Consider the following 12,544-nt stretch of genomic DNA (forward strand, 5'->3'; position numbering starts at 1 on the left):
ACCACTGAGTTATTTGGAAGTAAGGGCAAGTCGTGGATATTGTCGAACTTATTGCAAAAGGTGGGATCGCCATGTGGCCTCTGTTGGCTCTATCGATCCTGACTATGGGTACAATCTTTGAACGGATCTGGTTTTGGGCAACTATAGCGTTGAGGGAAGGCATAATTGTTAATCGTGTTCTAGAGGCAGCAGCTGGTAGCTGGCATGTTGCTAGACAGATTGCCCTAGAGTCACGCCGACAACCCATCGGTAGATATTTGTATGCTCCTTTACGACTGAATAATCCTGACCCAGAAGTATTCCGACTGGCTCTAGAGTCGGCTGCGGATGATGAATTAGCTGCTATGCGACGGGGAGACAAACTCCTGGAAGCTGTGATTGCTCTAGCACCACTGTTGGGATTACTTGGTACAGTGTTGGGCTTGATTAATTCATTGGGTTCCATTCGCATTAGTGACCTTGGCACAGCTTCCACCGATGGGGTGACTCAGGGGATTGGAGAATCTCTGATTAGCACAGCTACCGGTTTGATTGTGGCGATTATCAGTCTGGCTTTCTATCGACTATTTCAGGCTTTTTGGTTTAACCAAGTTAAAGTGTTCCGCAAAGCTGGAAGCGAGTTGGAATTGCTTTATCGACAAGATTGGTTACAACAAGAAGAAAGCTCTTAGTCACAGGAAAAATTTATGACGAAAAAAAAGGATTCAGCTCCTTCCCCCATGGCAGTCCGTCCTCTAAGACTGCGAATGGATAGCTCGCCGGAAGAGGTTCGGGTTGAGATTGTTCCCCTGATTGATGTGATTTTTTGTATTCTGACCTTTTTCATTTTGGCAGCTGTTACTTTATCTCGCCAGCAAGCCCTGAGCGTGGATTTGCCTAAGGCAAGTACTGCTAAGCCTCAAGGACGGGAAATCTTAATGGTTAGCCTTAATGAATTTGGTCAACTCTACGTTGAACAGGAGCCAGTGGTAACCCAAGAGCAGTTCAAAAAGAAACTGCAGGCATATCGTCAAACCAATCCTTATGGGTTGATGGCTCTTTATGCTGCCAAGGAGGCTAGTTACAACGAGGTCGTTCAGGTATTGGATGTGCTACGACAAGTGGGAGGCGATCGCGTAGCCCTAGCTACTCTACCGGGATCCTCAGGTCAATCCATTGACTTTATTCCTTCCCTGCCATCGGGAACAGGTGTCCCTAAGTTTAACTCCCCTGGAAACAACTCCTCTGATGCTCTTAATGACATATTAAAGTTCTTGCCTGGAAATAAATAAGGTTGTTGGTAAGTGTGGGGAGATGGGGAGATGGGGAGATGGGGAGATGGGGAGATGGGGAGAGTGGGGAAATGGGGAGATGGGGAGATGGGGAGATGGGGAGAGTGGGGAGATGGGGAGAATTTTCGGCTTAGGTGCGCTTGAGTTGATTCCAGCCGACTAATTTTTCGGATTTTAATGACTAAATTTGCTGATTTTTAAGGAAATTTTGGTTTATCCCCCTATCTCCCTATCTCCCTATCCCCCTATCTCCCCACACTCCCCTATCTTCCTAAACTCCCCACACTCTTGCTGTTCTAGATTCTTAAGCTGGAACCTCGATTTTTTGGCTTCCAGCAAGACCAAAGGCTTTATGAATAGCTTGCAATGCTCGCACTCCTTGGTCTTGGGCAACAACGCAGCTAATCTTAATTTCTGAGGTGGCAATCATTTGAATATTGATTTGTTCCGAAGCTAGGGCAGCAAACATCTGTGCTGCGATGCCTGGTTGCCCAACCATGCCAGCACCGACAATACTGACTTTGGCAATATCCGCATCTAGGAGAATTTCACTACACCCAATCACTGGTGCGATCTGTTGTAGGGCTTTCTGAGCCATTTCTGCTTCGGCTTGAGGTACTGTGAAGGCAAGATCCCTGGTGGCAATTCCATTAATGATTCGACAGCGTTGGGACTGGATAATCATATCAATACTAATATTGTGCTCTGCCAAGGTTCCAAATATCTTGGCTGCCATGCCTGGACGATCGGGAATTTGACGAATGGCTAGACGGGCTTGCTTGATGTCTAGGGCTACACCTCGAACGGGGGGATGGGTGATCTCGCTGGAGTGGTCACTATCTGCTGCTTGATCAGCAATGGGTAGATGAATGGGGGTATTGTTGATATCGAAACAGTTACACAAGGCCGCGATCGCGCGATCGCATTCGAGGGCATCAATCACACAGCTGACTTTGATTTCGGAGGTGGAAATCATCTCAATGTTGACACCGGCATCGGCTAAAGCCTGGAACATCTGAGCTGCAACCCCAGGACGTCCAATCATCCCTGCTCCAGTGATCGAGACTTTAGCAATATCCCTACCGACCATTACTTCTGCTTCTTGGGTATCGGGGGTGGTTTGGCGACGCAGGGCGGGAGCAATGGCTTCGGCTACTGCTTCCGCTCGATTGATCATAGGGGTATTGACGGTAAAGGCAATATCATTAGTATTCTGTTCGTGAATGGACTGGATAATTAAATCCACATCTAGGTCTTGAACTGCAATTTCACCAAACAACCGTGCTGCTACACCAGGGGAATCGGGCACTCGTAATAGGGCTATTTTTGCCTGATCGGTGTCATATTCTACGGTATTCACTGGTCGAGCAATTTCTAACCCCTCTAAGGAACGGGGGGGAGAGCTTGGGGAAATTACTCTAGTGCCAGGTTCATCGCTCCAGCTGGATAGGACTACTAAGGTTAAGCCATAGTTACGAGCAATTTCTACGGCACGGGGATGGAGGACTTTTGCCCCTAAGCTAGCTAATTCCAGCATTTCATCAGCGGTAATTTCCGGCATCAGTTGAGCATCCGGTACGATCCGGGGGTCAGTGGTTAATATCCCCGGTACATCGGTATAAATTTCACACCGAGATGCCCCCAGTGCTGCGGCTAGGGCTACGGCTGAAGTATCAGAGCCACCCCGACCTAGGGTAGTGATTTCTAATTCATCAGTGCTGGTGATGCCCTGGAAACCAGCAACTACGACAACTTTCCCGTCGTTTAAACATCGCTCCAGCCGCTCGGTTTCGATTTGCAGAATCCTAGCGCTACTGTGTTTAGCTTCTGTTACAATACCTACTTGAGCGCCAGTCAGGGAAATAGCTGGTTGCCCTAATTCCTGTAGGGCCATGGATAATAGAGCAATGGAGACTTGCTCACCGGTGGATAGCAGCATATCCATTTCCCGACGAGAGGGATCAGGGGAGATGGCTTTCGCTAGTTGTACCAAACCATCGGTAGTCTTACCCATAGCGGACACCACCACTACCACGGAATTGTCTTGTTGGACTGTTTTGAGAATTCGCTGGGCAACGGCTTGTATGCGTTCCACAGAGCCCACCGAGGTACCACCGTATTTTTGGACAACTAGCGCCATAAGCTTATTCCACTATTTGTTTCGTTGTTTTACTCCCGTTTCCAGGATTGAGTGAATCGTAATGTAAGCTATCAGCTATCAGCCGTCAGCTATCAGCCGTCAGCTATCAGCTATCAGCTATCAGCTATTAGCCGTCAGGTATCAGCTGATGGGCTACGGGCACAGCCAAAGGCTTGTCGCCACGCTACTTATCGGTGCTTTTGAATAAAATAAGCTGACCGCTGACTACTGACTGCTTACATCGTAATTCCCTGGATACGTTAACAAAATCATCAATAATTGTCAACAAACAAAAATTTTTTCAGTCTCTTGTTTCTAGGGAAGCATTCAGCTTTCAGCAATCAGCTTTCAGCAATCAGCTTTTGTATCTGGGTTGTCAAGTCATCGATTGCCGAAAAATGCAAGAGGCAAGAGGCAAAATGCAAAAGATATCCGGAGTTTTATTGGACATAAAAAAAAAGACCATACAGGTTTAAAGCAAGATAGCTGACCGCTGACCGCTGACCGCTGACTACTGACCGCTGACCGCTGACTGCTTAGAAACCTTCACCAAATTAAATCAAGATACAACACAAAACCAGGCAAAACTTCTTCTCCCGATAAACTACTGGGAGACTCTAAAACTTCAACATCTCTACTTGGTCGATAAATTTCCAATTGTCGCTCTTTACGATTAATCAACCAACCTAAACGAGTGCCATTGTCTCGGTATTCTTCCATTTTTTTTCGAATTGCTGTTATGGGATCACTAGGAGAACGTAACTCAATCACAAAGTCAGGACATAGGGGCAAAAATTTCTCTTGCTGTTGAGGAGTTAAACTATTCCAGCGTGCTAAGGGTATCCAAGAAGCATCGGGAGAACGGTCTGCTCCATTGGGGAGTTTAAAACCAGTGGAAGAATCGAAAGCAATTCCCAACTTGTTTTGACGACTCCAGGCTTGAAGTTGGTAGCCTATTTCTAGATTACGGTTTCCTGTGCTGCCGCCAGTAGGTGACATAATAATTAAATCTCCATTAGCATTGCGTTCAAATTTTAAATCGTCGTTGTCTTGACAAAGCTGGAAAAATTGCTCGTCGGTAAGGTTAATTGATTGGAGATCAAGGGTTAAAGTGCTCATGATTGTTTAGGAAAGGGAGTGGGGAGTAGGGAGTAGGGAGTAGGGAGTAGGGAGTAGGGAGTAGGGAGTAGGGAGTAGGGAGTAGGGAGTAGGGAGTAGGGAGTAGGGAGTAGGGAGTAGAAACCTAAGTGTATTTTATAATTATAATTAACGCTATAGAATTGTTTTAGCGATTGACCTTTGCGACCCTAAACTATTCCGATGTTGTCCTCTAAAAATTGACTACTAATAGAATAGCTAGTGTAGGTACCTGGACAAAAATAAACCTCACAGTATTAACTTGTGTAAAGTTGCCAAAAGTCCCTCTGCTTCCTACTCCCTGCTCCCTGCTCCCTGCTCCCTGCTCCCTGCTCCCTGCTCCCTGTTCCCTGTTCCCTGTTCCCTGTTCCCTAAAAGTTGTACCTCACCAAATTGAAAACCGCTATAGTGTAGCAACTCCAATACCATAGTTTGGTCAAAAAAGACAGAACCAACGGCTGGGTTTTTTGGCGAGTTTCAACGATACCTTAGCGATAGGCGTTAAATTTGAGTAGGAAATACCACCACTATGTCTAAAACTATGACCTCTGCTGTTGTGCCTAATACTCCTCCTATACCGCCAACTCAATATGAACTTCCTTGTGATGACGGTATTCCCATGGAAACGGAACGACATAAACTTCAGATGGAATTGCTGACTGACCCGTTATACCCTTGGTTAGCCCAGCGGGAGGATGGCTATTTTGGGGGTAATATGTTTCTTTATTTCAGTACAGAACAAATTAAGAATCAAGATTTTCGAGGTCCGGATGTATTTGTAGTGCTTGGAGTTCCCAAAGCCGAACGACTAAGTTGGGTAGTTTGGGAAGAAGGTAAAGCACCTGATGTGATTATTGAGCTAATTTCTGACAGTACAGCCAACACAGATAAAACTACTAAAAAATTAGTTTACCAAGACCAAGTCAGAGTACCAGAATATTTTTGGTATGACCCATTTAATCCAGAGGATTTTGCCGGATTTAGGTTGGACAATGGCGTCTATCAGCCTTTAACTGAAGATGAACAAGGACGACTAATTAGCGAAAGGTTAGGATTAGCCTTAGTCCGTTGGCAAGGGGTCTATAAAAATAATGTTGATACTACTTGGTTACGTTGGGCTACTTTAGAGGGAATTGTGCTACCTACTGCTGAAGAAATAGCAGCCCAAGCTCAACAAGAAGCAGCTCAAGCTCAACAAGAAGCAGCTCAAGCTCAACAAGAAGCTATCCAAGCTCAACAACAAGCCGCTCAAGCTCAACAAGAAGCAGCTCAAGCTCAACAAGAAGCTACCCAAGCTCAACAAGAAGCTACCCAAGCTCAACAACGAGCTGAACAACTGGCTGCTCGTTTACGAGCTATGGGAGTCGATCCTGATCAAGTATAGCGCTACGCGCAAGTCAGAAGTTAGAAGTCAGAAGTCAGGTGTAGTCAGGTGTAGGGTGCGTTAGGGCAGGGATTGCCATGATATTCAAGGTCGTAGCCAGTAGCCCCGTAACGCACCACCAAAAGGTAGGAGATGCACTGAGTTTATGATCAATAACTTGGAACGAGTTGCTCCATTTTCCCGATTCCCGATTACCGATTCCCGATTCCCTATTCTTCATTATCAGCTCAGGTAAAAGTTTAACAATGGTTCAGCAGATCCAACCAACTACCGATGACATTTTTTATCCCGAAAGTGACGGCAAACCTTTGGCGGACAATACCCTTCAATTTGAACTAATTACTACCATTAAGTCTGGCCTAGACCTTAAATTTAAAGATGACCCCAATGTGTTTGTAGCAGGGGATTTGTTGTGGTATCCAGTAGAAGGACAACCAAAAATTAACCAAGCACCCGATGTGATGGTGGTGATCGGTAGACCGAAAGGGCATCGGCGTTCTTACAAAACTTGGGTTGAAGATAACATTAATCCCCAGGTAGTTTTTGAAATAGCCTCACACACAAACACTATCAAAGAATTAGAAGAGGATAAACTCAAGTTTTACCAAAACCATAAAGTAGAAGAGTACTATATCTATGATCCAAATCGGACAACACTAAAAGGCTGGTTGCGTTCAGGAGAAACCTTAGAACCAATCCCCCAGATGCATGCTTGGGTTAGTCCCCGTTTAGGAATTACCTTTGAGTTAGTAGAGTCAGAATTGGTACTGTATTATCCTAATGGTGAGCGGTTTGCGAGCTATTTGGAAATTGTTGAACTCAAAGAGCAAGCGGAGAAAGCTCTAGATCAAGAAAGAAGTCGTATGCAATCATTGCTGGAACAATTGAAAGCGAAAGGGATAGATCCAGAGGATTTTGAGCTTTGACTGCTTAGAAACCTTCACCAAATTAGGTCAAGATACAGCACAAAACCAGGCAAAACTTCTTCTCCCGATAAACGAGTGGGAGACTCTAAAACTTCCACCTCTCTACCTGGTCGATAAATTTCGACTTGTCGCTCTTTGCGATTAATCAACCAACCTAAACGAGTGCCATTGTCTCGGTATTCTTCCATTTTTTTTCGAATTGCTGTTAAGGTATCACTAGGAGAACGTAATTCAATCACAAAGTCAGGACATAGGGGCAAAAATTTCTCTTGCTGTTGAGGAGTTAAACTATTCCAGCTTTGTAATGGTATCCAAGATGCATCCGGAGAACGGTCGGCACCATTGGGGAGTTTAAAACCAGTGGAAGAATCGAAAGCAATTCCCAACTTGTTTTGACGGCTCCAGCCTTGAAGTTGGTAGCCTATTTCTAGATTACGGTTTCCTGTGCTGCCGCCAGTAGGTGACATAATAATTAAATCTCCATTAGCATTGCGTTCAAATTTTAAATCATGGTTGTCTTGACAAAGCTGGAAAAATTGCTCGTCGGTAAGGTTAATTGATTGGAAATCAAGGGTTAAGGAAGTCATGATTGTTTAGGAAAGGGAGTCGGGAGTCGGGAGTCGGGAGTCGGGAGTCGGGAGTCGGGAGAAGAAACCTAAGTGTATTTTATAATTATAAAAAAGGATATAAAGTTTGTTGGTTTTTGCGGAAGCTTTTTTGATGTAGGCATTCAGCCGTCAGCTGATGGATTAATCTATCTCGATCTAGGGTTTCATAGAATTAAAAAACTCGCAAAACCCCACTTATTTCTGACTTAATTAATTTTTTTGCTTTGTCAGCTGCGTAGTTATTTGCACTATCATTATATCGAGCTACATCAGGTTTAATTTGGGTAACTCGTCCATTGAGTATTTCAACTTTAACCGTGAACTGTCCATGGGGGGTTTTATTGTGTCCCCAAGGTGTATCAACTCGTAAACCGAAGGCATTTATTTCTTTGTAAACTTTTGAGTTCCATTTTCCGGTGATGGTATACTGTTGTATATGGCAATTATCTTCAGTAGAATCGTGGGAATTTTCCAGAGATACATCCTCTAACCAAATGTTATAAGTATAAAAGCTTCCTGTTTTGCGATCGCCTTCTTCACCTTGCAGCCGGGCATTGTTAAGTTTGGTAACTAATCGTGTAAGTTCAGGTGTAGATTGCTCCTCCCTAAAGTTGTTGTTGTAGTTGTAGATGGTAACTTTCCCTGTGGGATTAAAAACGGCAACCCCTTTACCCTGTTGCACTACTTCCACAACCGCTTGAATAGCTTCATCGCTCCAATTAAAATAATTGCGATCGCCTATATGAATGTCTTTACCTTCATCAATAGAAATATTGAATTTACTCAGTTGTTGTAGGGTGTCGTTATCATTACTCTGGAGCAATTGACGCAAAGATTCTAGATCAGATTCATTCCAGTTACCTGATTGAATGCGCTTTATAATATCACTAGGGTTATCAACTGGCATTTTAGGTTACTATTGACTACATTGATAAAATCTACATTGCCCAAATGTTTATTATTAGGTCTTTATGGTCATTTGACCATCTGGTAGAATGGGCATCTTGGGTGGAACTGGCATCTTGCCAGTTACCTGGAATGGGCATTTTGGGTGGAACTGGCATCTTGCCAGTTTCATGCTTATTTTCGGGCGGGCAGGATGCCCACTCTACTTCTATTCATTCCTTAATTCAGCAACGCCCTCTGACATTGTAATTAATTATCCTCAGATTGGTCACCAATTTTAATATTTTCGCCTTTGTTGATATTGATGTTATATTTTGTATAACTATCATTAGGAGTTTGATTCATAGTCTTGTTCTCAACAGTGTTTTGATTGCCAAATACAATACCCTCGCCAATAACATCCGCTCCAGCTATAACTGTAGAATTTTGTGCGGCAACTGCACCATCACCTGCTGCTTTAATCTCTACAGAAGCAAGCTCTTTAATCTTCTCCTCAGCTTCAGATTCCTCCTCCTGCCATCCCTTAAAACCTTTACCACCTTTAAGTTTAGCAATTACAAAATCTTCTGTGGCCATATCAAAATTAGGGGTTTGCTGTTTTTGATAAAACTTACGAACGCTTTCAGGAACAACTTTACTAAGATGATTCATCACGTTAGAAACTTTCACGTCTGTATCACCTGGTTTATTGGCAGCACCCTGTAACGCTTCCAGAAAATGATTGGTGTAAATGCTATACAGTCCATCTGGATGTATCCAAGACTTTTCTTCACCCCTGGAAGAAGTGAACACAACTCGTCCTTTTCCTTGTTTCAGTTGCTCGACGAATCCCTTGGAAGGAGAAACCCGCTGGAAATCCTCGAATTCATCAGCCAGCTCTATATCTACCTTTTCTACTTCACGGATGATTTCCTCTGGATCTTTGGAAGTTGCCATTCCTGCTGCATGACAACTATCAATTACCACTAATAAACGTTCTGCTGGAATTTGTCGCAGAGCTTCGGTGAAAACTTCAGCGGATAATGCGGAAGCAGCCAGTTTAGTAAGTTTAATATCGTGTTGTAATAAGTAGTAACGATTGTCCTCTTTATTCAACAAACCATGGCCTGAGTAGTAGACGAAGATTGTAGCTTCTGGATCAGCTTTTGCTGACTCCTGTAACCATTGCAACCCCTCTAGAATATTGTCTCGTGTTGCTTCTTTGTTATTTAATACTCGAATATGGTCGTTATTATCTGGATAAGCACATAATTCCGGATCAATAAGCGCCGCATAAATGGCTTGAGTATCGTTAACTGTTACAGGTAGAGATAAGCGCGAATATCTAGATTCTCCTACACCAATCAGCAAAGCATAGCCATGATTAAATTGTTGGGGCATCTTATTTAATCCTTTTTCATGTAAGGGAGCAGGGAGTCGGGAGTCGGGAGTCGGGAGTCGAGAGTCGGGAGCAGTAGGTTGGGTTAGCGATAGGGTAACCCACTGATAGCTGAATGCTTACTTTCCCTAATCCACATAACGACTAACCCGAAAAACCAAGTAATTGTATTCCAGGGATGAGCCATCAGCTTTGTGAAGGATCTGGCCTAATTCTGGTTTATAAATCCACTTGTTCCAGTCAATAGTGGTCTCATCGGGAACTTGAACGGCAATATAATTACCTTCCGCCAGACGAATTCCCATCGCCGCATCCTCAAAGTCTAGCCCTAGATAAAACTTCTGCACCGGTACATTTTCATTACGTTTAGCGAAGGCTTTGACTAATCCTAAGGTGAGAGTTGTGAAAGGTGCGATCGCAGGTTGAGCAGTAGTTAATAGTTCTAAACCGGTTTGAAAAGGTGAAGACTCTAAGGCAGATAACACCGCTTGATCCGCTTCATTTTTAACATTTACTGTAGAGCATTCAAAGGCAATCCCCTGAGCACCGACATTCAAACCAATGAACACAGGATAGCCTGCGATTCCTGCTGATTGTCCTTCTGGCACCCGATAAGTTTGGCTAAAACTAACGAACTCCTGAGCATCCGCCACTTGATTGCGAGCAGCAAATGAAACCAAAACATTGTGAAGACCGCCCCCTGGATACTTATGAATTCGCAGGCGATCAAGGCGAATATTTAGCCTACTATTTTTTAACGTTGGATCCGCCTTTATGGCACTCGGATGTTGAATGACTTGGACTTCTGTAGAACCAGGCGGAGGTGGAGCAATATAGCCAAATTGATGGGTGGCGTGAGACCAAGGCGGGTTTTGAACTGAGTTGAAGATATTCAAGATATCTTCAACCCCTTTTTCCCTAACATCTGGTTGCTCCAAAAATTCAGGGTCCTTCATCTGCTCCAGTTTAGATACAATTAGCTCTGGATCATCGTATTCCCCAATAACCTTTAAATCCGTTAAGGAAGTCAACGGTTTATCGCTTGGCACCTTTTTATCGTAATTATAATATTTTTGATATTATAGCAATTTAATAATATCTGGTTGTAACAAAGGGTTAATAATTAGGTAAAGAATTATTTAGCAAAGGTAACAGGGAACAAGGAGCAGGGAGCAAGGAGCAGGGAGCAGGGAGCAGGGGATGAAGAGGAAGATAACCTACCAGAAGGAAGCTATGTTTTTTGATAACTGTTTATCTCAACATGATATCACTGGGAGAACGTAACTCAATCACAAAATTAGGACAAAGGGGCAGAAATTTTTATTGTTGTTCAGGAGTTAAATTATTCCAGTGTTCTAAGGGTATCCAGGGTGCATCTCACTTTCACAATTAGGGAAAAATTGCCACAAAAATCCCCACACTACCCGTACACCCGCCCCACAATTGTAAAAATTTCCTTCATTTTTACAAATATAAAATGCCTCCTTCCTACTACTCCCTACTCCCTACTCCCTACTCCCTACTCCCTACTCCCTACTCCCTACTCCCTACTCCCTACTCCCTACTCCCTACTCCCTACTCCCTACTCCCTAACAAAAAAAATAGCCGCAGAAATACTATCTACGGCTAGGTAAACCTTATGAATTCAGATTTCACACCATTCCAGACATGCTCCCATGGGAGCAAACCCGATGGTTTTGCCAGGGGGCTTTGCCCCCCAGCAAGTTAATAGCTTAACCCAGAGTTAGGTACTTGGTCATCATCGTAATAAATTCTCCAGGAAGTCCCGTCGGCTGCAGAGGAGTCCACTCGGAGATTTCGGCATAACCCACTACATGGAGAGTATGCATGGTGTTGATTATGGCCTTGCGAGACCCCTTCAAAATATGCTGAACCGGGTATTTTTTTGGAAAGGATTCTTGAGGATTATTACTAGGAGTTATATCCTCGGGATTAGTCTCTGGGTTTGGGCGAAATTCGGAATCCATAATGGTCACCTTTTGCTTGTTGTTGCTATTTGATAATAATAACGATTATGTTTTTATTTGTCAAGGGTTTTTAGAAATTTTTTTTTACAGCAAATTTCGCCCACCGCAAAGTTGAGTTAAAGTCCCCCAGAATTGGGGGATTTAGGGGGCAAATTCGTAAGCCCTAAAAATTCGAGACGCTCTATTGAACGTCTCGAAAAAGCTACTCTTTTCTCGCAGTTATCAGGTACGCTTTTCCACCTCAAAGTCCCCCTTATTAAGGGGGATTTAGGGGGATAATAGGTACCTTATGGGATATACAATTGCTAGATAGCGTTTCTCGCAGTTATCAGGTACGCTTTTCCACCTCAAAGTCCCCCTTATTAAGGGAAACGGGGGATAATAGGTACCTTATGGGATATACAATTGCTAGATAGCGTTTCTCGCAGTTATCAGGTACGCTTTTCCACCTCAAAGTCCCCCTTATTAAGGGAGACCAACGGGGGATAATAGGTACCTTATGGGATATACAATTGCTAGATAGCGTTTCTCGCAGTTATGAGGTACGCTTTTCCACCTCAAAGTCCCCCTTATTAAGGGAAACGGGGGATAATAGGTACCTTATGGGATATAGAATTGCTAGATAGCGTTTCTCGCAGTTATGAGGTACGCTTTTCCACCTCAAAGTCCCCCTTATTAAGCTATGCTTTATAAACATATTTCTTTACAAAAAACTTGACAAAAGTAACTTGATATGATTAGTGTGATCAAAAAACTTGACGTCCCACGTTCTCGCTCAGTTTGTATAGGAAAAGCCTTTTGCCAAA

15 protein-coding genes and 2 pseudogenes are annotated in these 12,544 nt (G+C 43.6%); 8 read left to right on the forward strand and 9 right to left on the reverse strand.

Annotated elements, in window-relative coordinates:
• Positions 1-32 precede the first annotated feature (32 nt).
• From F6K49_RS28405 to F6K49_RS28415, 3 genes and pseudogenes are all read left to right on the forward strand, one after another.
• Positions 33-641, forward strand: a pseudogene (locus F6K49_RS28405) (MotA/TolQ/ExbB proton channel family protein); the annotation flags it as partial.
• A 45-nt stretch (positions 642-686) separates the two neighbouring features.
• Entirely contained in the window at positions 687-1,271 is a 585-nt protein-coding gene (locus F6K49_RS28410; protein WP_293101961.1) for a biopolymer transporter ExbD, read from the forward strand.
• A gap of 22 nt (positions 1,272-1,293) precedes the next feature.
• On the forward strand, positions 1,294-1,434 hold the full coding sequence (locus tag F6K49_RS28415) for a hypothetical protein (protein ID WP_293101965.1): 141 nt from the start codon (positions 1,294-1,296) through the stop codon (positions 1,432-1,434).
• Between the two features lie 141 nt (positions 1,435-1,575).
• Here the strand turns inward: F6K49_RS28415 and F6K49_RS28420 are convergent, their stop codons facing one another.
• On the reverse strand, positions 1,576-3,411 hold the full coding sequence (locus F6K49_RS28420; protein ID WP_293101968.1) for an aspartate kinase: 1,836 nt from the start codon (positions 3,409-3,411) through the stop codon (positions 1,576-1,578).
• Positions 3,412-3,462: 51 nt separating this feature from the next.
• On the opposite strand from F6K49_RS28420, the gene F6K49_RS28425 reads away from it, so the two are divergent.
• Complete coding sequence (locus F6K49_RS28425) at positions 3,463-3,615, forward strand: hypothetical protein (protein ID WP_198954250.1); 153 nt, start codon at positions 3,463-3,465, stop codon at positions 3,613-3,615.
• 342 nt (positions 3,616-3,957) lie between these two features.
• Here F6K49_RS28425 and F6K49_RS28430 read toward each other — a convergent pair whose 3' ends face one another.
• Positions 3,958-4,530 carry a Uma2 family endonuclease gene (locus tag F6K49_RS28430; protein WP_293047888.1) on the reverse strand — a complete coding sequence of 191 codons (573 nt, stop codon included), beginning with the start codon at positions 4,528-4,530 and terminating at the stop codon, positions 3,958-3,960.
• 218 nt (positions 4,531-4,748) lie between these two features.
• Between F6K49_RS28430 and F6K49_RS28435 the strand changes: the two genes are divergently transcribed.
• The 3 genes from F6K49_RS28435 (at position 4,749) to F6K49_RS28445 (ending at position 6,858) form a co-directional block, all read left to right on the forward strand.
• On the forward strand, positions 4,749-4,979 hold the full coding sequence (locus F6K49_RS28435) for a hypothetical protein (RefSeq protein WP_293101974.1): 231 nt from the start codon (positions 4,749-4,751) through the stop codon (positions 4,977-4,979).
• A gap of 98 nt (positions 4,980-5,077) precedes the next feature.
• The gene (locus F6K49_RS28440; RefSeq protein ID WP_293101977.1) at positions 5,078-5,932 is read left to right on the forward strand and encodes a Uma2 family endonuclease; all 855 of its coding nucleotides are present in this window, start codon (positions 5,078-5,080) and stop codon (positions 5,930-5,932) included.
• 245 nt (positions 5,933-6,177) lie between these two features.
• Entirely contained in the window at positions 6,178-6,858 is a 681-nt protein-coding gene (locus F6K49_RS28445) for a Uma2 family endonuclease (protein WP_293101980.1), read from the forward strand.
• Positions 6,859-6,872: 14 nt separating this feature from the next.
• Here F6K49_RS28445 and F6K49_RS28450 read toward each other — a convergent pair whose 3' ends face one another.
• The 6 genes and pseudogenes from F6K49_RS28450 to F6K49_RS28475 all read right to left on the reverse strand — a co-directional run.
• A complete protein-coding gene (locus F6K49_RS28450) occupies positions 6,873-7,445 on the reverse strand; it encodes a Uma2 family endonuclease (RefSeq protein ID WP_293023161.1) in 573 nt (190 codons plus the stop codon).
• 193 nt (positions 7,446-7,638) lie between these two features.
• Positions 7,639-8,373 (reverse strand): hypothetical protein, encoded by a 735-nt coding sequence (locus F6K49_RS28455; RefSeq protein ID WP_293101984.1) that lies wholly within the window; start codon positions 8,371-8,373, stop codon positions 7,639-7,641.
• A gap of 31 nt (positions 8,374-8,404) precedes the next feature.
• Positions 8,405-8,530, reverse strand: a complete 126-nt coding sequence (locus F6K49_RS28460) for a hypothetical protein (protein ID WP_293101989.1) — start codon at positions 8,528-8,530, stop codon at positions 8,405-8,407.
• Between the two features lie 91 nt (positions 8,531-8,621).
• Positions 8,622-9,752, reverse strand: coding sequence for a caspase family protein (locus F6K49_RS28465; RefSeq protein ID WP_293101992.1), 1,131 nt, complete (start codon positions 9,750-9,752; stop codon positions 8,622-8,624).
• A gap of 126 nt (positions 9,753-9,878) precedes the next feature.
• The gene (locus tag F6K49_RS28470) at positions 9,879-10,799 is read right to left on the reverse strand and encodes a hypothetical protein (RefSeq protein WP_293101995.1); all 921 of its coding nucleotides are present in this window, start codon (positions 10,797-10,799) and stop codon (positions 9,879-9,881) included.
• A 202-nt stretch (positions 10,800-11,001) separates the two neighbouring features.
• Positions 11,002-11,127 (reverse strand): annotated as a pseudogene (locus F6K49_RS28475) (Uma2 family endonuclease); the annotation flags it as partial.
• 100 nt (positions 11,128-11,227) lie between these two features.
• On the opposite strand from F6K49_RS28475, the gene F6K49_RS28480 reads away from it, so the two are divergent.
• Positions 11,228-11,380 carry a hypothetical protein gene (locus F6K49_RS28480; RefSeq protein ID WP_293023150.1) on the forward strand — a complete coding sequence of 51 codons (153 nt, stop codon included), beginning with the start codon at positions 11,228-11,230 and terminating at the stop codon, positions 11,378-11,380.
• A 103-nt stretch (positions 11,381-11,483) separates the two neighbouring features.
• On the opposite strand, the gene F6K49_RS28485 is transcribed toward F6K49_RS28480, so the two are convergent.
• Complete coding sequence (locus tag F6K49_RS28485; RefSeq protein WP_293101998.1) at positions 11,484-11,738, reverse strand: hypothetical protein; 255 nt, start codon at positions 11,736-11,738, stop codon at positions 11,484-11,486.
• Between the last annotated feature and the right edge of the window lie 806 nt (positions 11,739-12,544).

It is taken from the genome of Moorena sp. SIO3I6 (assembly GCF_010672095.1).